The following is a 20,386-nucleotide window of genomic DNA, read 5'->3' as shown; positions in this document are numbered from 1 at the left end:
AATAATGAATATCGAAGGCTGTTTTACTCCATCATTCTACATTCGGCATTCGGTGTTCGATATTTTCCCTCCTTCTCATATCTCAAATCTCACATCTAACATCTAAATTTGCCAAATGAGCATTTCGGTACAGGGTTTATCAAAAACTTACGGGCAGCAAAAAGCGGTTGATGGTATTAGCTTTAATGCCGAGCCGGGCGTATTGGGTTTTTTAGGGCCCAATGGTGCGGGTAAATCAACCACCATGAAAATGCTTACCTGCTTTATACCCCAAACTGCCGGTACAGCAACGGTTTGCGGTTTCGATATCAGCAAAGATCCGCTGGAGGTAAAACGCAATATAGGCTATCTGCCCGAAAGCAACCCGCTTTACACCGAAATGTATGTGAAGGAAAGCTTGACCTTTGTGGCGGGCATACATGGGTTGCACAACCCGCAGCAGCGCATTGCCGAGGTTATAGAGCAAACCGGACTTGGCCCCGAACAGCATAAAAAGATAAATCAGCTATCTAAAGGCTACCGCCAGCGCGTGGGTTTAGCACAAGCCATACTACACGATCCGCAAGTGCTTATACTGGACGAGCCCACCTCGGGCCTCGACCCAAACCAGCTCATAGGCATCCGCCAGTTGATATCCGATCTCGGCAAAACCAAAACCATTGTGCTGTCTACCCACATTATGCAGGAGGTAGAGGCCGTATGCAACCGTGTTATCATCATCAACAAAGGCAAAATAGCGGCTGACGATACACTGCAAAACCTCCGCGCAAAAAATAACAACCAAACTCTGGAGAATATCTTTATCGGGTTAACTAATAAATAAGCCAACCAGGCGTATTCGCACCAAACGTTCCTACGGAACGTAATGTCATTTATTATTATTTCTACCAACCAGGCGTCCGTACCGGACGCTACTCTTCTCTTTCATCCCATCGGGATGTTTGGTTGGTAGAAAACAGATATCCCCTACCCTTTGTACGTTCCATAGGAACGTTTGATGGAGCTAACGCCCATTCGCAAATAAAAAAATTAGCGCTATAAGTCAACACCTTAACCATCAAATTTTACTCTTTCCATGCTCCCGGCGTAACAACTGCTTTTTTTTCTGCGTCTACCAAACATAACCGGCAACGCAGCAGGTACCCTGCAATGCCACTTTTATGTTTATTACAATTTATATTTTATCATGAAAAAAGTTCTATTCGTGTTAACCGCACTTTGCGGTTTATCATTAGGTGCATTCGCACAATCATCATCAGAAGGCGGCAAATGGAATATCGGTTTAGATGCCGGCCTTCCGTTAGGCAGCTTACACGATCTGTATTCAACAGCAATTGGCGCTTCTATTAAATACGAACATCCTGTAGCCACATCAACCTTCATTACAGGTTCGGCTGGCTACCAGCGCTTTTTTATTAAAGGCGATGTTAAAGATGCCTTAAAAGCAGTGGGCGTAGATAAATCGGGCGTGGGCCTTATCCCGGTTAAAGCGGGCTTAAAGCACTACTTTAACGAAGGCTTTTTTGCAGAAGCACAAGCAGGTGCAGCATTTTCTACCGAAAGCGGTGGCAGCACCTCGTTTGTTTACGCGCCGGGCGTTGGTTATACCTTTAGCGGCGGCTTTGAAGCGGGCCTGCGCTACGAAGGCTTTTCGCAAGATGGCAGCAATTCGGGTATGGCAGCACTGCGCTTAGGCTACAGGTTCTAAATATTTGCAAGCATACTTACATAATGCCCGGGGTTATTACTACGGGCATTTTTGTTTAAGGCATTATCATGAAAAAAATTCTTTTAACGCTGCTATTGGCCATCGGCATAACAATGGCGGGCATGGCCCAAACCACCAATAGCGGCAAAAAATTCAGCATAGGGCTCGAATTGGGTAGGCCCACAACCGACGGGTACCTGTTTATTAATTATGCTATTGGCGGCTCGGTAAAATATAATGTGCCTATTGGAGAGCATACGGCAGTCACTTTTTCGGGCGGCTACACCTCGCAACGCGGAAAAGATGGTTGGTCGCCCAAAGGTTTTATTCCGCTAAAGGCCGGGCTTAAATACAATTTAATTGGTGCCCTATATGCAGAGGGCCAGGCGGGGGCAGTAATAAGTGCTGCAAAAAGTGTCGGTACAGGTTTTGCCGGCTCAGGCGGTGTAGGCTATGCATTTAATAATGGGCTGGATATTGGCCTGCGCTACGAAAACTGGGATGTATACGGCACAATAGGGCAAATTGGGCTGCGGATTGGCTTCGGGTTTTAGTTGGGCACACCGCAAGTTTATTATTTACAGTTGCCATATTTTGAAATATAAGTAGTATTATTTTGCTTTGAATATTAATAACCATAAATGCCTATTACACAATGAAAAAACTACTCTTTTCGCTACTATTTGTGGCGTGCAGCGCGGCTATTTGCCTGGCCCAAAAAGACAGCGACGCTGCAAAATTCAGCATTGGCTTAAACCTTGGGCTTCCGGTTGGCGTTGCATCTGATTATTCATCGTTTATTCCCGGCATCGATCTGAAATACGATGTACCGTTGGCAGAGGGCACGTTTTTCACAGCTTCGGCCGGCTATAGTAGAATCTTTTATAAGGATGTATACAAAGATTATCTTAAAACCGCAGGTATCGATAGGTCTAGCTCCGGTATCATTCCTTTAAAAGTAGGTATCAAATACTATTTTGATCAGTTTTTCTATGGGGAGGGGCAGCTTGGGGCAGCATTCTCAACAGAGAGCGAAGCAGGAACGGCTTTTACCTATGCACCCGGCATAGGATGCACCTTTGGCGGCGGCTTTGATATAGGCGTTCGATACGAAGGCTGGTCAAAAAACGGCACTCAAAAACAGATAGCAGCCCGAATAGCGATCAGTTTATAAATAGGCCTTACATCTTTTTTGTTCAGAACGCCCAGCAAATACCGGGGCGTTCTGCGTTTTTATTAACTGTAAAACAATATTCATATATCGGTGGTTGTGATGCTACATTTAACAAATACCATAATGAAAAAAATTTTATTAGCGATCCTTTTCGTCACTGCATCAGTAGGAGTATCTTTTGCGCAAAACGGCAAATTCAGCATCGGTTTAGAACTTGGTAAACCAACCGGCAACGTTGGCGATTTTTATAAGCTGGCCATAGGCGGTTCATTAAAATACGATGTACCGATCGAAAAAGGCACCAACTTCAACGTATCGTTAGGTTATACGTCTTTTCAAGGCAAACGCTATGTAGGCGATGCCGGCTTTGTTCCGTTGAAAGCAGGTTTGAAACACTACTTTGATCAGGGCTTTTATGGCGAAGCGCAATTGGGTGCAGCCTTTTCTACCGAAGATCACGGCGGTACTTTCTTTGCTTACTCGCCGGGCGTAGGCTACACTTTTGCGGGCGGGTTCGATGTAGGCTTCCGCTACGAGGGATGGTCTAAAAACGGTACAATTGGCCAGGTAGCAACGCGCTTAGCTTTCAATTTTTAATAAACAAACCAAAATATATCAGGGCCCCGGCGATCATCCATCGCCGGGGCTTTTTGTATTTATTGTTTTTGCAGCCGGTTAAGCGTATTATAATTGTATTTTCGGCGTTATTTGCCAAAACCACTTTTTGATAATGAAGAAACTGCTACCCATATTTTTCCTGTTCATCTACGCCGCTGCATCGGCACAAAATGCCCCTAAAAAAGCTTTTAGTGTTGGATTGGATTTAGGCATACCTACCAATAGCATTTACAGCATTGGCTTCGGTGGCTCGGGCAAGGCAGAGGTACCAATAGCGGGCGCAGCCAGTATTACGGTTACGGCAGGCTTTACCAGCCTTTACTATAAAAGTTCGGTATTTGGCAACACCCAATCGGCAGATGCGGCTACCTTTATCCCCCTAAAGGCTGGCGTAAAGTACTACCTCGGCGACGCTTTTTACATTGAAGGCGAGGCCGGCACCGCCATAGCTACAAACTACGAAAAAGATAAATTATTTGCCTTTGCGCTTGGCCCGGGCTTTCTGATAGAAATAAGCAAAAACACGGCAATTGACCTCGGCTTTCGGTACGAAAACTGGGGCAGCGGCCGCATCAGGCAAACCGGTATAAGAGCGGCTTATCGTTTCGCATGGTAAACCTATCACGCTTTTTTTTAAAGAATTAATAGAAAAATTGGCAAAATGGCGCTATATTTCCAACGTTTTTAAGAAATAATACAAATGATGAAAAAACTACTCGCTATCGCTTTGGTATTAATAGGTTTTTGCGCAAAGGCTCAGGAACGTAAAACTGTTTTTGAAAAATTTTCCAATAACAGGGCGATCGGAATAGGCATCTCGGGCTATTTGCCTCATGGCAATTTTTTTAAAAACGGCTATGGTGCGTCAGTAAAAAGCGAATGGCCTATAGCACAGGACCTAAGCTTGATAGGTACATTATCAGTAGCAAGGTTTAATTATAAAAGCGAATTTAAAGGTGAAGCGCTGCCTACTAAACCTGCTACGTTTATCCCCCTAACCGCAGGCGCCCGGTATTTTTTGGGTGATAAGATTTACTTTGAAGGCCTTGTGGGTGGCGGCTACGTGGCCGATTTTCACAAAAGCGCATTTCTATCCATTGAAGCAAGCGCCGGCTATATAATGCGGCTAAATAAAACCAACAGCTTTGATTTTTCTGTGGGTTACAACAACTGGGGCAGCGGCGAAAATCTTAAAGCTACAGTGCTTAAAGTGGCCTACCGTGCCGAGTGGTTTTAATCTGTCCCATTTTTAGCTATTCTGCGGATATTTGTACGATAAGAACTTTTTCAAATCGTAACTTCGCCATTTAATAATTAAACCCGGCGCAGTGTTCCCTATCCTTAAAAAAGAAATAACCACATACTTTAGTTCATTGGTGGCTTACGTCACCATTGGTGTTTTTTTACTGGTATTAGGCCTGTTTTTATGGGTATTTCCGGATACCAGTATACTGGCTTATGGCTACGCCGGGCTCGATAGCCTTTTTAGCACCGCTCCCTACCTGTTTATGTTTTTGGTGCCGGCCATCACCATGCGTTCGCTGGCCGAAGAACGCCGCGAAGGCACCTTTGAGCTTTTGCTCACCCGCCCCCTTACACATCTGCAAATAGTATTAGGCAAATATTTTGCCGGCATATTTATCGTATTATTCGCGCTGTTGCCTACACTGGTATATTATTACAGTGTTTATAACCTTGGCGCACCACAGGGGAATATAGATACCGGTGCGGTTATCGGCTCGTATATCGGTTTGTTTCTACTCGGCTCGGCGTTTACGGCTATTGGTTTGTTTGCATCTTCGGTAAGCAAAAACCAGGTTATCGCCTTTACAATAGCAGTGTTCCTTTGCTTCTTTTTCTACAGCGGGTTCGATTCGTTGAGCGGATTGCTCTCGTTACAAAGCTTGGGTATACAATCGTTGGGTATTACCGAGCACTACAACTCGGTTAGCCGCGGCGTATTAGACACCCGCGACCTGATGTACTTTGTGCTGGTAGATGCATTGTTTCTGTTAATAACGCTTTTTGTACTGCACCGCCAGCAGCAAAAAAAGTTTATTAACACCGTATTCCTGAGTACCGTTGGCATACTGGTCGCCTTAACGTTGGGCAGCCAAAAGCTTTTCACCCGGTTCGATTTTACTAAAGAGAAACGCTTTACCATATCTGCCGTTAGCCGCAATGTATTAGATAGCCTGCCGGCACCCGTGTACGTTAACGTTTATTTACAGGGCGATGGTTTCCCCGGTGGCATGAAGCGCCTGCAAACTGCTACTAAAGATATGCTGGCCGACCTGCAGGCCTACAGCCACGGCAAACTCAGTTTTGTGTTTGTTGATGCACTAAAGGGACTATCGCCCGATCAGCAACAGAAAATGGTTGATAGCCTGGAGGCGCAGGGCGTATTTGCCCAAACCCTCAGCGTAAAAACCGACGATGGCGTACAATCAAAGGTAATGATACCCTTTGCGCAGGTAATTTACGATGGTAAAGCCATCCCCGTAAAATTACTCGAAAGCCAAAGCAACCTCAACACCTCCCCCGAAGAAAAGCTGAACAGCTCTATCCAAAACCTCGAATACGCCTTTACATCGGCCATTAAAAAAGTAACCAGCGGCGGCAAACAGCGCATAGGTTTTACCGAGGGGCATAACGAACTTACCGACCTGCAACTGAACGATGCCATGCGCAACCTGGCCGACGGGTACCAGGTTGGCCGTGTTAATTTGGCTACCATACCGTTTGATAACTTGATGAAGATACGCCTGTTGGTAATAGCTAAACCCGACAAGGCCTTTACCGAGCAAGAAAAATTTAAAATAGACCAATACCTGATGCGCGGCGGCCGCATACTTTGGGCCATTGACCAGGTAAGCGCCGAGTTGGATAGCCTGCGCGGCAAGGGTAACCAAGCACTGGCCTTTAACAAAGAGTTGAATCTTGACGACCAGCTTTTCCGTTATGGTATACGCATTAACTACAACCTGATAGCCGATATCAATTCCTCGCAAATACCCGTTACCGTGGGAGATGCAGGCGGCCAGCCGCAAATACAACTATTGAACTGGTTGTTTTACCCTGTGTATATCCCACTGGCTAAGCACCCTATTGTGAAAAACCTTGATGGCATTACCAGCCAGTTTGCCAGTACTATTGATGTATTGGATATCAAGAATGTAAACAAAACGGTGCTGCTGAGCACATCGCCCTATAACAAGGAGATAAAAACGCCGCACATTATCTCGCTGATGAGTTTGCAGGAAGAGCCAAACCCAAAAGAGTTCCAAAGCCCGCAAAAAATTACCGGTGTGTTGTTAGAAGGCAAGTTCAAGTCCGATTTCCTTAACCGCCCCGTGCCCGATAGCCTTGGCGAAAACATCCCGGTCGTAGGCGAAAGCAAACCTACTAAGATGGTTGTACTAAGCGATGGCGACATATTGCGCAACCAGGTTGGTGCCGATGGCTCGCCCTACCCGCTGGGGTATGACCGCTTTAGCAAACAAACCTACGGCAACCTAAGCCTGTTGCTGAACATTGCAGACTATATGGCGGATGACTCGGGACTGATAGCACTGCGCAACAAAGAGATACAAATACGCCTGCTGGACAGAGCCCGCATCCGCAGCGAGAAATTGAACTGGCAGTTAATAAACAACATTGTGCCCATTGGCATAGTGTTGATATTCGCTATTTTTCAACATTATAGCCGTAAACGGAAGTATGCCCGTTAAATTTTATACTTTTGAGTTACTAAATTGATCAACCCGTTATGAGATTCATCGTTTCTACAACAACGCTTCTGAAACAATTGCAAAGTGTAAGCGGCGCGCTGAGCAACAGCACCGTATTACCTATACTGGAGAACTTTTTGTTCGAGATAAAAGACGGGAACTTAACCATTTCTGCTACCGACCTGCAAACCAGCATGACCACCTCGCTGCCTGTTGAGGCAAAAGAGAATGGCCGCATTGCTATACCCTCAAGGATATTGTTAGATACCCTGAAATCGTTGCCTGAGCAGCCGGTTTCTTTTTCGGTAGACGAAAAAACTTTTGCCATTGAAATAAGCGCCGGCGACGGTAAATACAAACTGAGCGGCGAGAACGGCGAAGATTTCCCTAAAATACCTGTGGTAGAAAATGCCTCATCGGTAAACCTGCCCGCATCGGTATTAGGCGAAGCCATTAACAAAACCATATTTGCCGTTAGTAACGACGAGTTAAGGCCCGCCATGACAGGCGTTTACTGCCAGCTTAGCAGCCAGCACCTTACCTTTGTAGCTACCGATGCCCACAAGCTGGTACGCTACCGCCGCAAAGATGCCAAGGCCGATAGCACAACCGCTTTCATTCTGCCTAAAAAAGCTTTAACGCTACTAAAATCTGCCCTGCCTGATAGCGATGTAAATGTATCCGTTGAATACAACAGCACCAGCGCCTTCTTTAAATTTGGTAACATTAATTTAGTGTGCCGCCTGATAGATGAGCGTTACCCTGATTACGAAGCCGTTATACCAAAAGAGAACCCTAACAAACTGGCTATAGACCGCCTTTCGTTATTGGGTACCCTTAGCCGTGTAGCCATTTATGCCAACAAAACTACCCACCAGGTAAGGCTTAAAATAAGCGGCAGCGAGCTGAATATATCATCAGAAGATATTGACTTTGCTAACGAAGCACACGAGCGCCTTACTTGCCAGTACGAAGGCACCGACCTGGAAATTGGTTTCAACGCCCGTTTCCTGATAGAGATGCTGAAGAACCTGAGCTGCGAAGAAGTATCGCTCGAAATGTCGACCCCTAACCGTGCCGGTTTATTACTGCCACAAGGCGGCGACGAAAACGAAGACGTACTGATGCTGGTAATGCCGGTAATGCTTAACAGTTATGCATAGTTGGTGAATGGTAAATTGTGAGTGGAGAATAGTTAGAACACAACACAACCACTCACAGCTCACTATTCACCACTCACCTTTACATAAAAAAGTCCTGCCAAACGGCGGGACTTTTTTATGTAAAGAATACCAAAACCCGCATTTATACAGTTATTATTGCATCTGCTTTTGATATGAATGTAAGAGTACTTGTTTTATTGGTTTGTTTGGCTATGGCAGGCATATACTCCTGCAAAAAAGGCGATGATAGTGTGCCCACTTCGTCTACTCTTACTACTTCGCTAAACGTAGTAAACACTACAACCGATACCCTTAATTTTTACCTCAACGGCAGCAGGGTAAACACCACGTCTTCATTATACCCATTCGGTTATACGGGTTACCTGCCTGTACCTTTTGAAGACCAAAATTACCAATTTAAGCGCCCGCGTTCGTCTGATGTATTATTTAACCTGCAACTGGCGCTGGATACTAACAAAGTATATTCAGTATACATAGCCGGCGAAAATGCCGATGATACTTTTACCACCCGCGATACGCTGATTGCTGATACCGCCAGCCGTCCAAAAATACGTTTTGTAAATGCTTCGCCCGGCTCGGGCAACCTTAATGTGGTAATAAACGATACCTTAAGGTTTAGTACACGGGCATATAAAACCACAACGGTGTTTATCCCCATAAGCGCGGGCATAAAGCACGTACAGATATACAACACAGGCAGCACAGTTGCCCTGTCTGATACCTCGCGCACGTTTATAGCCGGGCGGCAATATACCTTGTTTGCAAAGGGACGCATTACAGGCACGGGCGGACAAAAATTTGGCACCGGCCTGGTAGTAAACAGATAGTTTGATACATAGTAAATGACAGCAAATAATAAAAGCGGACTATTGCGTTACCTGTGCATGTTTATTGCAGGGGTACTTATTGTACCGCAACTAATTTCATGCGGTAAAGATGCTACCACCTCCATAGGGTCTGACAATGGTTACCTTAACCTGGTAAACCTAAGCCCCAACATTAACCCGGTAAACCTGTACGCATCATTTATACGGCAAAGTACCACCAGTTACCGTTACCCTAACGCATCTGGCTATTTTTTAATGAATATTAACGATACGCCTTTGCAGGTGCGCCAGGCCATAACCAGTGGTAGCAACCAAACCAACCTGGTAACGCTTGCCGGTTCGCTCAAAAAAAATGTGCGCTATACGTGGTTTCTTACCGGGCTAAAATCAGATAGTGCGTTCAGTTATATTTTCACGGTAGATTCGGGCGCTACGCCGGGTATTAACCGCGCCAAAGTGCGTTTGGTAAATGCATCGCCGGGCAGCACAGGCATCAATATCACCGCTAATGATTCGTCGCTGTTTTCAAACGTTGCATACAAGGGCGTAAGCGACTATAAAGAAGTTACGTCGGGCACCTACAATTTCAGGTTCAGTGTTAGCGGGGCGGCGGCAACCACTATCTACACCCTACCAAACACTACCGTGCTCGATGGTAAACTTTATACCATTTATGCTTACGGGCTACCCAACCGCACAGATACCGCGAAGTTTGCTGCGGGTATTATTTTAAACACCATACCCGATAAAAAGTAACATTAAGGCATTTTTTAGCTTTATGTTGCTATTTTTGCAGATAAAATTGAAATATTTTGGAAATAATACACAGCCTGGTAGATTTTATACTGCATATTGATAAACACCTTGCCGAAATTACCAGCCAATACCAAAGCTGGACTTACCTAATCCTCTTCATCATTATTTTCGCTGAAACCGGATTTGTGGTAACCCCGTTCCTACCCGGCGATTCGTTGTTGTTTGCAGCAGGTGCGCTAATTGCAGGCGGTGCTTCGGGTTTAGATGTGCATTTGCTGGCGGTTTTCCTTATCGTAGCGGCATTTGCCGGTAACACTGTAAACTATTTGCTGGGCAACTACCTCGGCCCCAAAGTATTTAAAGAAGAAAATAAGATACTTAAACTAAGCTACTACCTAAAAACCCAGGCTTTTTTCGATAAGCATGGCGGCAAGGCAGTAATCTTCAGCCGGTTTATGCCCATTATACGTACTATTGCGCCGTTTGTGGCAGGCGTTGGCCGTATGCCTATGGCGCGTTACAGCCTGTATAACATTGTAGGCGGACTATCGTGGATAGTGATATTCCTTTATGGCGGCTACCTGTTCGGCAATGTACCTTTCTTTAAAAAGAATTTCTCGCTTGTAGCTATCGGAATAGTGCTTATATCCATCCTCCCTCCCATTTTTGCCATGATAAAAGGCGCTATGGCGAAGAAGGAAGAGCCGATTCAATAAGTAATAATGATGGTGCCCGGCATTACCGAAGTCGCTTTTAACATATTCATTAACACGGGGCACCTACGGAGCCCAATCTAATGACCGGCCAGCCTACAAACACGATACTCCTATCGGAGTGCTGATTTTCAGCATCAAAATATAGCCCCCAGCGGGGTAACGTATTTATAGCAACAATTAAAAACAAGGGCAGGCTCCATAGGTGCCGCCTAAAATGGCGTACTATCTATTAAATCAATAATTAGCCGCTGCCATTTTTGATGTTATTAAGAGTATAAATTCAATCGGCAATTACGATATTTTACTATCACTTGGGCTCCGCCCCTCGTAAAACCATAGCACACAAGGCTTTTAACTTGCATTAAAAACGCTCCCCCTATATTTTTTTATGTAATTTAATACGGAAATAAAATCCGGACTTATCACATTAAAAAAATTGTACTGTTTAGTTTTTTTACCCTTTTTAACACCCTTACCTTACTGGCCCAGAATGATGCGCCTGTGATTGAAGATTTTGCCGAAAGTATTAAAGGCAGCAACTCCTTTGCGTTTAACGATCATTTAAACGTGATGCAAATATCAACCGACGACGACAAGTTTGACCTGGTTGCCGTAAACGACAAATTTGAGGTAGTTTGGAAGACATCACTGGCTGGTTACGGTATAAAAACCGATAAATTTCAGAATAAAGTAATTGCGCTGGCTGCAAACGACCATAGCAACATGAAAGGCACCACCAACACCTTTCTGGCTTATGTAATTGACCCGGCAAATGGCAAGGTACTGGCCGAAAAAGTGGTATACAAATCAAGCAACGATTTGGTTGAATTTCCGCAGATGTATACCGGCGACGGCGCTTTTTTTAAGTTGGCTGTACGCCAAAGCGGTTTTGCGCGTAAAATACATGTAGGCATACCTTTTTACAGTTTATTTACCGCAAATAGCTATGCCCGCGAGTATAATGAAACCCGCAACTTGCAGGTGATAGAATATAACGATAAACTGGATTCGGTAAGTGCCTTTAAACCGGTAATTTCTAACGGTACATTTATTTCGTTAGGTTGGAACAAACACGCTGATATGTTTATTGGCTGGCTAAACGGCCCTACTATTGAAGTTTACAAGTACGATGCCGGCAAAACCAAGCCATCTAACATGTTATCTGCCGATGTTGTTTTTAAAGAGGATAAAAGCGTTGTACCAAGCGAGCATTTTATGCTGAAACCGTCGGAAAACAGCAACGTACTATACTACGGCATGATGTATGTTAACCAGGATAACGACGGCGAACTGGGTATAGGCAAGTTCGATTTCAGTACCAATAAAAAATTGTATGCCACACAAGCGCTTGATAAAGCAAGCCTGAAAGCCATCAAGAAAAACTTTACCCCCGTAAATAAAAAGATAGACGATGTAGATATGGGCTACGGAAAAGGTATGACGCTTTTATACCTCGATGAGCTGGATGGTAAGGTTGTGGCAGCTATAGCATCGCGTAGTAAACGTGCAAGTTCCATAAACAACTACGGCGTTTATATGATACAGAACTCGATGCTGATAAATGCTTACGATCAAAACCTGGTGCTGAAGTTTCAGAACGTACTCCCTTCGGACTATATTTACCCCACCAGGTATTTAAAAACCAGCTTTCGGTTCAACAATAATAAACTGTACATATTATCAAATGCCAAAACCGGTATGTATAGCATCAGTGGCATTTTATCAATATTGGATATCAGTACCGGGCAATGGGATAAAATGGAATACCTGTCTAAAAAACACATTGGCAATAGTGATTACGCAGATGGCGGATCGGTACTATGGTTTGGCAGCAATTTTATGGTGCCCTACCTATCGACTAAGTCCTTTGCGCCTAATAGGGCGGATGTAACGCTGCAGCTAAACAACTATTAACCGTTACCCTAACATCAATAAAAACAGCCTGTAAGATGATACAGGCTGTTTTTATTGATACCCATCTTCGCCATCACACAAGAGCTTTAAAAGATTAGTTTTTCCGTTCGGCTTTACGTTCAGCCTTTGTTATAGGTATAACCTTACAACAAATCCCCTTTTTATCCAAAGGTTGAGCCAGATATATCCCGTTTACTTCCTTATCCGTTTGTACGGTAAGGCGCTTGTCAAACAAAATTTTCTCATTATTTATCTCAAAGTATTTAGAGGGGATGTAATACATAGAATCGCGTGAGGGATGAACTTCAGTCAGATTACTTCCGCCAAATTCGAGCATGCTATCGCTATCATAATCTTTTATAGGCGATGCTATACTTTTTGTTATAAATTTTGCACTACCCGGAAATACCTGGTAAACTTCAAACTCATCATCGTTGGGTGCGCCATTGTCACAAATAAATAAAAACACTGCCTGGCCGCTTTTAATAAAACGGTGTTCTTTAAACTTCATGGCGACCTCATCGGGATATTGATGGTTGAAAATAATTTTATTGTCGTAATAAATATGGTTGGTATCTAACCTTATGGTATGCCCGCCGGGGGCATTAAAAAGCAGTTCCATTTTCTTCTTTTTTTGCCCATATACGGTATTGAACAATAAGGATAACAAGCAGGCGGTAAGGATAGGTGTTCTCATATAATTGTTTTGCTTAAATTTAAAACAATTGCGCCAAATACTCCTTTGCTGTTTAATATGAAAACACAACTACATGGCTGCTGTAAAAATTAAAGACCAACCCTTTTACATCCAGGCTACTGCCGTATTGTTCGGTTTAGTGTTGCTGGTTTATGCCTTATCGGTATTGGCCGATATTTTAATACCGCTTGGCTTCGCGGCATTTTTGGCCATATTGCTAAACCCGCTTGCTACAAAGCTGCAATTTTTGAAGATACCGAAGGTGGTAGCAATCATACTGGCCATGCTGATAGCCATATTAGCCGTTGCAGGCGTATTTTACTTCCTGTCTACCCAGATCATTCAGTTCGGCGATTCGTTGCCTATGCTGCAAAAGAAATTCGGCGAAATAACCATCAGCCTGAAAGACTGGATACAGTCCTCGTTCGGCATTACCGTAGCCAGGCAAAACGAAATGGTGCAGGAAGCCTTGCACAATAGCCAATCCATGGTGGGTAAAACGCTGGGGGGCGTATTAGGCACGCTCAGCATCATATTTTTATTGCCGGTGTATGTTTTCTTCATGATGTTGTACAAGCCGCTTATCCTTAACTTTTTGTACGAGGTATTTGCCGAAGAAAATTCAAAAAAAGTAAGCGAGGTGCTGATGGAAACCAAAGGCGCCATACAAAGCTATATTGTGGGTTTGCTGATAGAGATGGTAATAGTAGCCGCCATGAACTCAGCCGCCCTGCTGTTATTAGGCGTAAAATACGGACTGCTGATAGGCTGCATAGGTGCCATACTAAACCTTATCCCCTATCTTGGTGGTATTATAGCCATTGCCCTGCCGGTACTAATGGCTACCGTTACTAAAGATGGTTACTCTACGCAATTGGGCGTTATTATAGCCTACATTGTTATCCAGTTTATTGATAACAATATACTGGTACCACGTATTGTATCATCAAAAGTGCAGATAAACGCGCTGATGTCGATAGTAGTAGTACTGCTGGGCAATCAGTTATGGGGACTGTCGGGCATGTTTTTGTCGATACCTTTTGTGGCCGTCATAAAAATAGTTTTCGACCGTATAGATGACCTTAAACCATGGGGTAAACTGCTTGGCGATAACATCCCCACCCGCCACCTGGGCGATATGATGCGCAACCGGGGTAAACGAAAAGCCGTGCTGCCGAGTACGGAGCAGTAGGGGTTGGTTCATAGTTGATGATTGATAGATCATGGCAATCTTTGTCATGCTGAGGGACGAAGAATCTATTAGCGACCAAACATAGCGACGAAAGCTTTGTGGCTAATAGATTCTTCGCTATCGCTCAGAATGACAAAACATTACGAAGTATATAAAAGCAAAAGGCTCACAATATCAACTGTGAGCCTTTTACTTTTACTATGGACTATGAACTATCGACTATTTAATGGCTCACCGGTGCGGCGCCTTTGTTTAGCGTACCATTGGTGAACAACAACGGGCTCACTTTGGTTGGATCGCCCTGGTATACCCATACAATGTTGCCAATGTATTTGCGGAAGGCGTTGCTCACTTCGTCGGTAGTCAGCTTTTTAATATCGTCAACCATGGTGACAGAGCGCATCCAATTGTTGTGCAATACCTCGTTGCTTACCAAGGCTGCAGCCTGCGCCTGGTTGGTTTCGTTTTTGTAATAGAAGCCGGTTAGGTATTCCACTTTCTTGTTCGCAACTTCCTCTTTGGTGAAGCCGTCGGTTTTTACTTTGTCTACCAGTTTATCAAACACAGCTATGTATTTATCAGGTTGCGTGGTTGATACCGAGAACCTTGCTGTAGCCGTATTACCGGTATTGAACCAGGCCTGAGGAGCGTACGACAAACCGTTATTGGTGCGTACATCTAAAAAGTGCCTGTTGGCAAATATGCGCATAGCAACGTTGAAGGCATTATAATCGGGCGTACCGGGAGCCGGGCCACTGGTTATACCTTCTACATAGTTGGTTGCCAAATCGCGTTTCTCTGCCGAGAAAGTATTTTTATAAACACGGAAGAACGATTTTTTAGCTTCGAACGGTGCGCCTGCTTTAACACCGGCAAGCATTGCAGCTACTTTGGCTTCTATATCGGCTTTAGGCAAATCGGCAACTACCACAATTACCAATCTCGATTTGGTTAATATTTTATTGTAGAAAGCTTTTGTTTCGGCAGCAGTAAGTTTAGAAATGATGTCAACTTTACCATCGGGATCCTTTGCATAATCGCGGCCTGCGAAGGCAATTTTATCGGCATATTTATCAATAGCTGCATCGGGCTGTGCATCGTTCGATTTTAGGTTGTTTATCGCGTCCTGTTTTATACGCTCAAACTCTTTGGCATCAAATGCAGGCTGGGTAATGGCTTCGGCATAAAGCGGCCATACGGTCTCAAAGTCGCTCTTGATGCAGTTCATGCGTATCAAAGCATATTCCTTGGTATCATAGCCCCAAAGTTCGGCGCTTACTTTGTCCAGCGCGTTCTTGAAATCGTTTTTACTGTGTTTTAGGGTGCCACATTCCGTTAGGGCACTAATGGCCATAGTTTCTATGCCGGCCTTCTCGGCAGGGTAATTTTCTACACCACCTTTTATTACGGTTTGTATTTCTACAATATCGTTACCGCTTGGCTGTACAATTACTTTCACACCGCTCACGGTAGTTTCGTAAGGCTTTTTATCCTGGGCACTCGCCGGGTTTGCGTTATATATAGCTGCCATTACCAGCAGCGCAAATAAGTTTCTCTTTTTCATCTTAATTGTGTTAATGGTTATTTGGCAACAAAAAATGTTTTGGCATCGCTTGCTTTAGCAGCTTCGGGGTTAATTACCATACCCGCTACCGATGGTTTGCCGGTGATGTATTTATCCAGGTATTTAGAAATATCCGCACGGGTTATCTTTTGGTAGTTATCGGTAATATCGGTACCATAATCAAACGAGGTGCTGCACCACCAAAAGCTTAGCTGGCTTGGCAGGCTGCTTGGTTTTTCCATATTACGGGCGTGGCTGCGCAGCAGAATGCCCTTAGCATCGGCCAGTTGCTCGTCGGTATAGTAATCAGGCTTACCAAACTGGCTTATCTGGTTCAGCGCTTCTGCGTAGCATTCTTTCAGTTTGTTAGGGTTGGGTACTATAAAGAAGTTTATATCGCCGGTGTAATGGGTAGTAGTGTAGCTGATACTTGCCGATGATGCCAGGCCTTTATCAACCAGGGCTTGCTGCAATTTGCTGGAATTTAAGCCCACAACGTACGAAAACACATCTGCCGCTACTGTAGCTGCTGAATCGGTTGAATACGCCGGCCCCTGCCATGCAATTTCCATGTATGGGGTTTGGGCAATGGTTGTTTCTTTTACGAAGGCAGTACTTTTTTCCAGTGGTTTAAAGGGCGGTATAGGGTATTTTTCGTGCGGGTTGAAGCCACTGCTTGCCCAATCGCCAAAAATGGCTTCGGCTTTCTTAAATGCGTCTTCGTGCTTCACGTCGCCGCAAATGGTTAGCAAGCTATTGTTGGGAAAGTAGTATTTATCTTTAATGATCATCATTTTCTCAGGCGTAGCGGTGTTGATGATCTCGTGCACGCCAATGGCAATTTTGCGGGTGATAAGGTCGCCCCAAAGCGCTTTGTTTACTTCATAGTAAAGCTGGAAATAAGGGCTGCTTTCGGCACGTTGAAACTCACCATCAACCACCGGGCGCTCTTTGGCCATATCCTCGGTGCGGTAAATAGGGAAACGGATGGCGGCGTTCATGAATTTGAGCCCGGCGTTCAGGCTGTCTTTATCAAAGGTAAAGAAGTAGTTTACACGTTCTACGCTGGTAGTACCATTCCATATTGCGCCAAGTTCCTGCGTACGTTTCAAAAATTTCTCCTGATCGGGATAATCTTTATTGGCTTTGAAAAACATGTGTTCAAAAAGGTGCGAGAGTCCGCTATATTCGGGGCCTTCGGTGTAGGCACCGTTTTTTACCGCAATTTCGATTGTGGCCAGCGGAACTTTGGCGTTCTCTATCACCACCACCTCAAGCCCGTTCGGAAGCTTCTTCCAGAAATAGCCTTGCGGCAGCCTAGGCTGTGCTATAGCGCAAACCGAGCATAGTAGGCCCACTGCGCTTAACGCAATTAGTTTAAATAATTTTGGAGTCATAAGTACTATGTAATTTAAGTATTGTTTGCCCTAAATATACCGCTTATAACTTTCGAACTGAATTTTTAGTTATTATTTAACAAATTGCGGGGGGATGTTTTTTTGTTGTGGTTAAATTTTACCGCAAAGGGCGCAGAGATTTGCCTGACTGTTAGCGCAAATAACACAAAGCCAGTTTAGGTACTTTATTGAGTATTTACTTTGAGGGCGCGCTTCCTCAGTTATTTAAATTTTAATGCAATTTTTTTGCCCGCTACGTTCTGCAGAAAAGGCATAAATATCAGTGTAGCATTTTCGCGCGCCTTACCCAGCAGGTTCATCTCGCGGGAGGTGGTCAGCATCTTCTGTTCGGCTATTTTGTAAACGTCCTCCACCATCTCCTTGGTCTTATCAGGGAAGTAAACACCCGATACATCGTACACGCGCGACTTTTGGTGATCTAATTTTACATAACATACCTCGGGTTGCGGCAGCGTGAGGGTAACGCTGTCTTTTGTGAGTACGATGTCTTCTTTCTTCACTTTAGTGAGATCGATACAGGCGGTAACCTCCCCTACTGCTACGAACAGCACCCGCGAATCGGGCAGGATGGTGTGCACCTCTTTCTTCTCCACCACGTCTTTCATAGAATACTTTACCAGTTCCAGCTTACCCATGGCGGTTATTTTAGATACCATAATATCCTGGTTCACTTCTGTTTTGGTAGCGAATTGCCTTTTAAGGTACATGAACATAAAACCAATAGAAGCAATAACTACCAGGAAAAATATGGTGGAAATAACGGAGCGGGAGCGGATAGCCATAACGGGGTAATTGATGTATTTAAGCTACAAAAAAAAGCAGCGATGGTTTGCACCGCCGCTGCTTATGTAAGTTATATGCGCATTTGTTTACGCGTAGGTAACGTTCAAAGTAATTGGCACGCTCAAAGCTTTTGATACAATGCAACCTGCTTTAGCGCCTTCTGCAACTTCTTTAAATTTAGCTTCGTCTACACCATCAATAACTGATGCTTTCAGTTCCAGGTGGATGCCTTTAATTTCCAGCGCCTGCATATCCAGGTCGAGGATAGCATCGGTGGTAAGGTCGCCTGCGGTGATACCTGCTTGCGTCAAAGCCGCGCTAACCGCCATAGTGAAGCAGCCTGCATGTGCAGCAGCTATCAGCTCTTCGGGGTTGGTGCCAATACCATCGGCAAAACGGGTTTTGAACGAGTACTGTGTTTTGTTAAGAATAGTGCTTTGGGTGGTAATGGTGCCTTCGCCAGCTTGCAGGTTACCGTTCCAGTGTGCATTTGCGGTACGTTTCATGATGATAGTTGTGTTTTAGTTTTTACGAATGTAGCAATATATTATTACCTCTATATTTTTTACCGCAAAGTTCGCAGAGACTTGCAGCTTTATTAGCGCAAAGAACACAAAGATTTTTTCACGCAAAGACGCTAAGGCGCAAAGATTTTGAAGTAGCGCCGTAATTTAACCCTTCTTACTTATTTAGTTTGCAAGGCTTTGTGCTCTCCTATGTTTGTTACCAATTAATATAGCTAATAATTTTGTATTGAGTGAAGGAGTATGAGAGCCGATTTGTGCTCAAACAACTCATGAAGTATGTTCTCGCAAAGATACGGCCTCATGCTCTTTTGCCCATTGGAGTTTGAACAGAATGTAAGGCATACTGCATAGCGGTATAGCTTGGATATCCAACCAGGAGACAAAACGAAGATGGGTTATTCACTTATTAAAATAGATATTAACAGGTGATGACAAGTGTTTTAAAGCAAGTTGCCGGCATTGATGTGGCACAAAAGGAATTAGTAGTATCGTTAGGCAGGATAGGCAGCTCCCTTGAGAAGGATATTTACGCTTGTAAATCGTTCGCCAATAAAGAATCGGGCTTTAAGGCTATGCTGGTTTGGGTAAGCAAGCATAGCGTAAACACTACCAGCGTAAGGTATGTGATGGAAGCCACCGGCGTTTACCATGAGAAGCTGGCGTACTACCTGTCCGACAACGGTTACGAGGTTAGCATAGTACTACCCAATAAGATCAGCAACCATATAAGGTCGCTGGATATCAAAACCATTACTGATAAAACTGCTTCAAGAGGCATTTGCGATTTCGGGCTTGGTACAAAACTGGAGGACTGGCAGCAACCGGAGAAGGGGTTCAAAACATTAAGGCAGTTAACCCGGGAAAGGGGGCAATTGATAGCAGAACGTACGGTGGCTAAGAACCAGCTGCACGCCGAGCAGGCAGAAGCATACCCTAACGAAAGGAGCGTAGCCAGGCTCAAAGATCGTATCGGGCTGTTCAACAGCCAGGAAAAAGAAGTTAAAGAAGAGATCGATGCCCTGATAAAGCAAGATGCCGAATTGACTAAAAGAGTACGTACTATTACATCTATCCCCGGCGTAGGGTGGCTTACGGCAGTTACCATCCTTGCAGAAACGAATGGCTTCAACCTGATCCGCAATAAAAGGCAACTGGTAGGGTATAGCGGGTTGGATGTAAAAGTTAAAGACTCGGGCACTTCGGTAAAAAGTAAGCCTCGTATATCCAAACGAGGGAACCGTTATTTACGGAAGGCAATGTATATGCCTGCATTAGCCGCTATACGTAGCGACAAGCATTTCAAAGCAGTGTTTGTGAGGTTAGTATCTAAACATGGAATTAAAATGAAAGCGGCGGTAGCGGTGCAGAGGAAGTTATTAGAACTGGTTTACACCCTTTGGAAAACAGGCGAGAGGTACGACAGCCGCTACCTGCAAGTACAAAGCGAGGAAGCAACCTCATAAAATAGTTAGGGTGGTTAAAGCTAAAGCCAACCACCCTAAACAGGCTGGCATAAAGCCGCCTTAGACAACAAAAGTAAAAAATCATTTGGTAATCAACACAGAATCTTTGCGGTT

General features: G+C 44.4%; 20 protein-coding genes. 15 read left to right on the top strand and 5 right to left on the bottom strand.

The annotated features are described in order from the left end of the window. Positions 1-115 precede the first annotated feature (115 nt). The 13 genes from BC343_RS05780 (at position 116) to BC343_RS05720 (ending at position 12,628) form a co-directional block, all read left to right on the top strand. Complete coding sequence (locus BC343_RS05780; RefSeq protein ID WP_078346809.1) at positions 116-823, top strand: ATP-binding cassette domain-containing protein; 708 nt, start codon at positions 116-118, stop codon at positions 821-823. A 363-nt stretch (positions 824-1,186) separates the two neighbouring features. Continuing rightward, positions 1,187-1,708, top strand: a complete 522-nt coding sequence (locus BC343_RS05775; protein ID WP_078346808.1) for a hypothetical protein — start codon at positions 1,187-1,189, stop codon at positions 1,706-1,708. Between the two features lie 68 nt (positions 1,709-1,776). Beyond that, a complete protein-coding gene (locus tag BC343_RS05770) occupies positions 1,777-2,262 on the top strand; it encodes a hypothetical protein (RefSeq protein WP_078346807.1) in 486 nt (161 codons plus the stop codon). Positions 2,263-2,363: 101 nt separating this feature from the next. After that, positions 2,364-2,882: a hypothetical protein gene (locus tag BC343_RS05765; protein WP_078346806.1), complete on the top strand. Its 519-nt coding sequence runs from the start codon at positions 2,364-2,366 to the stop codon at positions 2,880-2,882. 123 nt (positions 2,883-3,005) lie between these two features. Next, positions 3,006-3,479 carry a hypothetical protein gene (locus BC343_RS05760; RefSeq protein ID WP_078346805.1) on the top strand — a complete coding sequence of 158 codons (474 nt, stop codon included), beginning with the start codon at positions 3,006-3,008 and terminating at the stop codon, positions 3,477-3,479. 133 nt (positions 3,480-3,612) lie between these two features. Next, the gene (locus tag BC343_RS05755; RefSeq protein WP_078346804.1) at positions 3,613-4,116 is read left to right on the top strand and encodes an outer membrane beta-barrel protein; all 504 of its coding nucleotides are present in this window, start codon (positions 3,613-3,615) and stop codon (positions 4,114-4,116) included. Positions 4,117-4,200: 84 nt separating this feature from the next. After that, the gene (locus BC343_RS05750; RefSeq protein WP_078346803.1) at positions 4,201-4,737 is read left to right on the top strand and encodes a hypothetical protein; all 537 of its coding nucleotides are present in this window, start codon (positions 4,201-4,203) and stop codon (positions 4,735-4,737) included. Between the two features lie 91 nt (positions 4,738-4,828). Then, a complete protein-coding gene (gene gldG, locus BC343_RS05745) occupies positions 4,829-7,231 on the top strand; it encodes a gliding motility-associated ABC transporter substrate-binding protein GldG (protein ID WP_078346802.1) in 2,403 nt (800 codons plus the stop codon). 38 nt (positions 7,232-7,269) lie between these two features. Then, on the top strand, positions 7,270-8,394 hold the full coding sequence (gene dnaN, locus BC343_RS05740) for a DNA polymerase III subunit beta (RefSeq protein WP_078346801.1): 1,125 nt from the start codon (positions 7,270-7,272) through the stop codon (positions 8,392-8,394). A gap of 173 nt (positions 8,395-8,567) precedes the next feature. Further along, positions 8,568-9,242: a DUF4397 domain-containing protein gene (locus BC343_RS05735; RefSeq protein ID WP_078346799.1), complete on the top strand. Its 675-nt coding sequence runs from the start codon at positions 8,568-8,570 to the stop codon at positions 9,240-9,242. Positions 9,243-9,257: 15 nt separating this feature from the next. Further along, the gene (locus tag BC343_RS05730; protein ID WP_078346798.1) at positions 9,258-9,998 is read left to right on the top strand and encodes a DUF4397 domain-containing protein; all 741 of its coding nucleotides are present in this window, start codon (positions 9,258-9,260) and stop codon (positions 9,996-9,998) included. Between the two features lie 56 nt (positions 9,999-10,054). Next, positions 10,055-10,714: a DedA family protein gene (locus BC343_RS05725; protein ID WP_078346797.1), complete on the top strand. Its 660-nt coding sequence runs from the start codon at positions 10,055-10,057 to the stop codon at positions 10,712-10,714. A gap of 501 nt (positions 10,715-11,215) precedes the next feature. Further along, positions 11,216-12,628 carry a hypothetical protein gene (locus tag BC343_RS05720; protein WP_078346796.1) on the top strand — a complete coding sequence of 471 codons (1,413 nt, stop codon included), beginning with the start codon at positions 11,216-11,218 and terminating at the stop codon, positions 12,626-12,628. Between the two features lie 94 nt (positions 12,629-12,722). Here the strand turns inward: BC343_RS05720 and BC343_RS05715 are convergent, their stop codons facing one another. Further along, positions 12,723-13,325: a hypothetical protein gene (locus BC343_RS05715; protein WP_078346795.1), complete on the bottom strand. Its 603-nt coding sequence runs from the start codon at positions 13,323-13,325 to the stop codon at positions 12,723-12,725. Positions 13,326-13,398: 73 nt separating this feature from the next. On the opposite strand from BC343_RS05715, the gene BC343_RS05710 reads away from it, so the two are divergent. Next, positions 13,399-14,517: an AI-2E family transporter gene (locus BC343_RS05710; protein WP_078346792.1), complete on the top strand. Its 1,119-nt coding sequence runs from the start codon at positions 13,399-13,401 to the stop codon at positions 14,515-14,517. A 223-nt stretch (positions 14,518-14,740) separates the two neighbouring features. Here the strand turns inward: BC343_RS05710 and BC343_RS05705 are convergent, their stop codons facing one another. The 4 genes from BC343_RS05705 to BC343_RS05690 form a co-directional block, all read right to left on the bottom strand. Continuing rightward, positions 14,741-16,081, bottom strand: coding sequence for a M16 family metallopeptidase (locus tag BC343_RS05705; protein ID WP_078346791.1), 1,341 nt, complete (start codon positions 16,079-16,081; stop codon positions 14,741-14,743). Between the two features lie 17 nt (positions 16,082-16,098). Next, entirely contained in the window at positions 16,099-17,478 is a 1,380-nt protein-coding gene (locus BC343_RS05700; RefSeq protein ID WP_078346790.1) for a M16 family metallopeptidase, read from the bottom strand. Between the two features lie 221 nt (positions 17,479-17,699). Then, on the bottom strand, positions 17,700-18,281 hold the full coding sequence (locus tag BC343_RS05695) for a DUF4230 domain-containing protein (protein WP_238381710.1): 582 nt from the start codon (positions 18,279-18,281) through the stop codon (positions 17,700-17,702). A gap of 87 nt (positions 18,282-18,368) precedes the next feature. Next, a complete protein-coding gene (locus BC343_RS05690) occupies positions 18,369-18,788 on the bottom strand; it encodes an OsmC family protein (RefSeq protein ID WP_078346788.1) in 420 nt (139 codons plus the stop codon). A gap of 449 nt (positions 18,789-19,237) precedes the next feature. On the opposite strand from BC343_RS05690, the gene BC343_RS05685 reads away from it, so the two are divergent. After that, on the top strand, positions 19,238-20,272 hold the full coding sequence (locus BC343_RS05685) for an IS110 family RNA-guided transposase (protein WP_078346504.1): 1,035 nt from the start codon (positions 19,238-19,240) through the stop codon (positions 20,270-20,272). The last annotated feature ends 114 nt before the right edge of the window (positions 20,273-20,386 follow it).

Source organism: Mucilaginibacter pedocola (genome assembly GCF_002013915.1).
Lineage (GTDB): Bacteria > Bacteroidota > Bacteroidia > Sphingobacteriales > Sphingobacteriaceae > Mucilaginibacter > Mucilaginibacter pedocola.
This window is presented reverse-complemented; position numbering and strand designations above follow the sequence as displayed.

What these genes read in the sequence shown, in the direction of transcription:
- BC343_RS05760 (WP_078346805.1), top strand. Translation starts at nt 3,006, where the DNA reads ATGAAAAAAATTTTATTAGCGATCCTTTTCGTCACTGCATCAGTAGGA.
- BC343_RS05730 (WP_078346798.1), top strand. Translation starts at nt 9,258, where the DNA reads ATGACAGCAAATAATAAAAGCGGACTATTGCGTTACCTGTGCATGTTT.
- BC343_RS05705 (WP_078346791.1), bottom strand. Translation starts at nt 16,081, where the DNA reads ATGAAAAAGAGAAACTTATTTGCGCTGCTGGTAATGGCAGCTATATAT.
- BC343_RS05685 (WP_078346504.1), top strand. Translation starts at nt 19,238, where the DNA reads ATGACAAGTGTTTTAAAGCAAGTTGCCGGCATTGATGTGGCACAAAAG.
- BC343_RS05700 (WP_078346790.1), bottom strand. Translation starts at nt 17,478, where the DNA reads ATGACTCCAAAATTATTTAAACTAATTGCGTTAAGCGCAGTGGGCCTA.
- BC343_RS05775 (WP_078346808.1), top strand. Translation starts at nt 1,187, where the DNA reads ATGAAAAAAGTTCTATTCGTGTTAACCGCACTTTGCGGTTTATCATTA.
- BC343_RS05715 (WP_078346795.1), bottom strand. Translation starts at nt 13,325, where the DNA reads ATGAGAACACCTATCCTTACCGCCTGCTTGTTATCCTTATTGTTCAAT.
- BC343_RS05690 (WP_078346788.1), bottom strand. Translation starts at nt 18,788, where the DNA reads ATGAAACGTACCGCAAATGCACACTGGAACGGTAACCTGCAAGCTGGC.
- BC343_RS05765 (WP_078346806.1), top strand. Translation starts at nt 2,364, where the DNA reads ATGAAAAAACTACTCTTTTCGCTACTATTTGTGGCGTGCAGCGCGGCT.
- BC343_RS05750 (WP_078346803.1), top strand. Translation starts at nt 4,201, where the DNA reads ATGATGAAAAAACTACTCGCTATCGCTTTGGTATTAATAGGTTTTTGC.
- dnaN (WP_078346801.1), top strand. Translation starts at nt 7,270, where the DNA reads ATGAGATTCATCGTTTCTACAACAACGCTTCTGAAACAATTGCAAAGT.
- BC343_RS05755 (WP_078346804.1), top strand. Translation starts at nt 3,613, where the DNA reads ATGAAGAAACTGCTACCCATATTTTTCCTGTTCATCTACGCCGCTGCA.
- BC343_RS05735 (WP_078346799.1), top strand. Translation starts at nt 8,568, where the DNA reads ATGAATGTAAGAGTACTTGTTTTATTGGTTTGTTTGGCTATGGCAGGC.
- BC343_RS05780 (WP_078346809.1), top strand. Translation starts at nt 116, where the DNA reads ATGAGCATTTCGGTACAGGGTTTATCAAAAACTTACGGGCAGCAAAAA.
- BC343_RS05710 (WP_078346792.1), top strand. Translation starts at nt 13,399, where the DNA reads ATGGCTGCTGTAAAAATTAAAGACCAACCCTTTTACATCCAGGCTACT.
- BC343_RS05695 (WP_238381710.1), bottom strand. Translation starts at nt 18,281, where the DNA reads ATGGCTATCCGCTCCCGCTCCGTTATTTCCACCATATTTTTCCTGGTA.
- BC343_RS05770 (WP_078346807.1), top strand. Translation starts at nt 1,777, where the DNA reads ATGAAAAAAATTCTTTTAACGCTGCTATTGGCCATCGGCATAACAATG.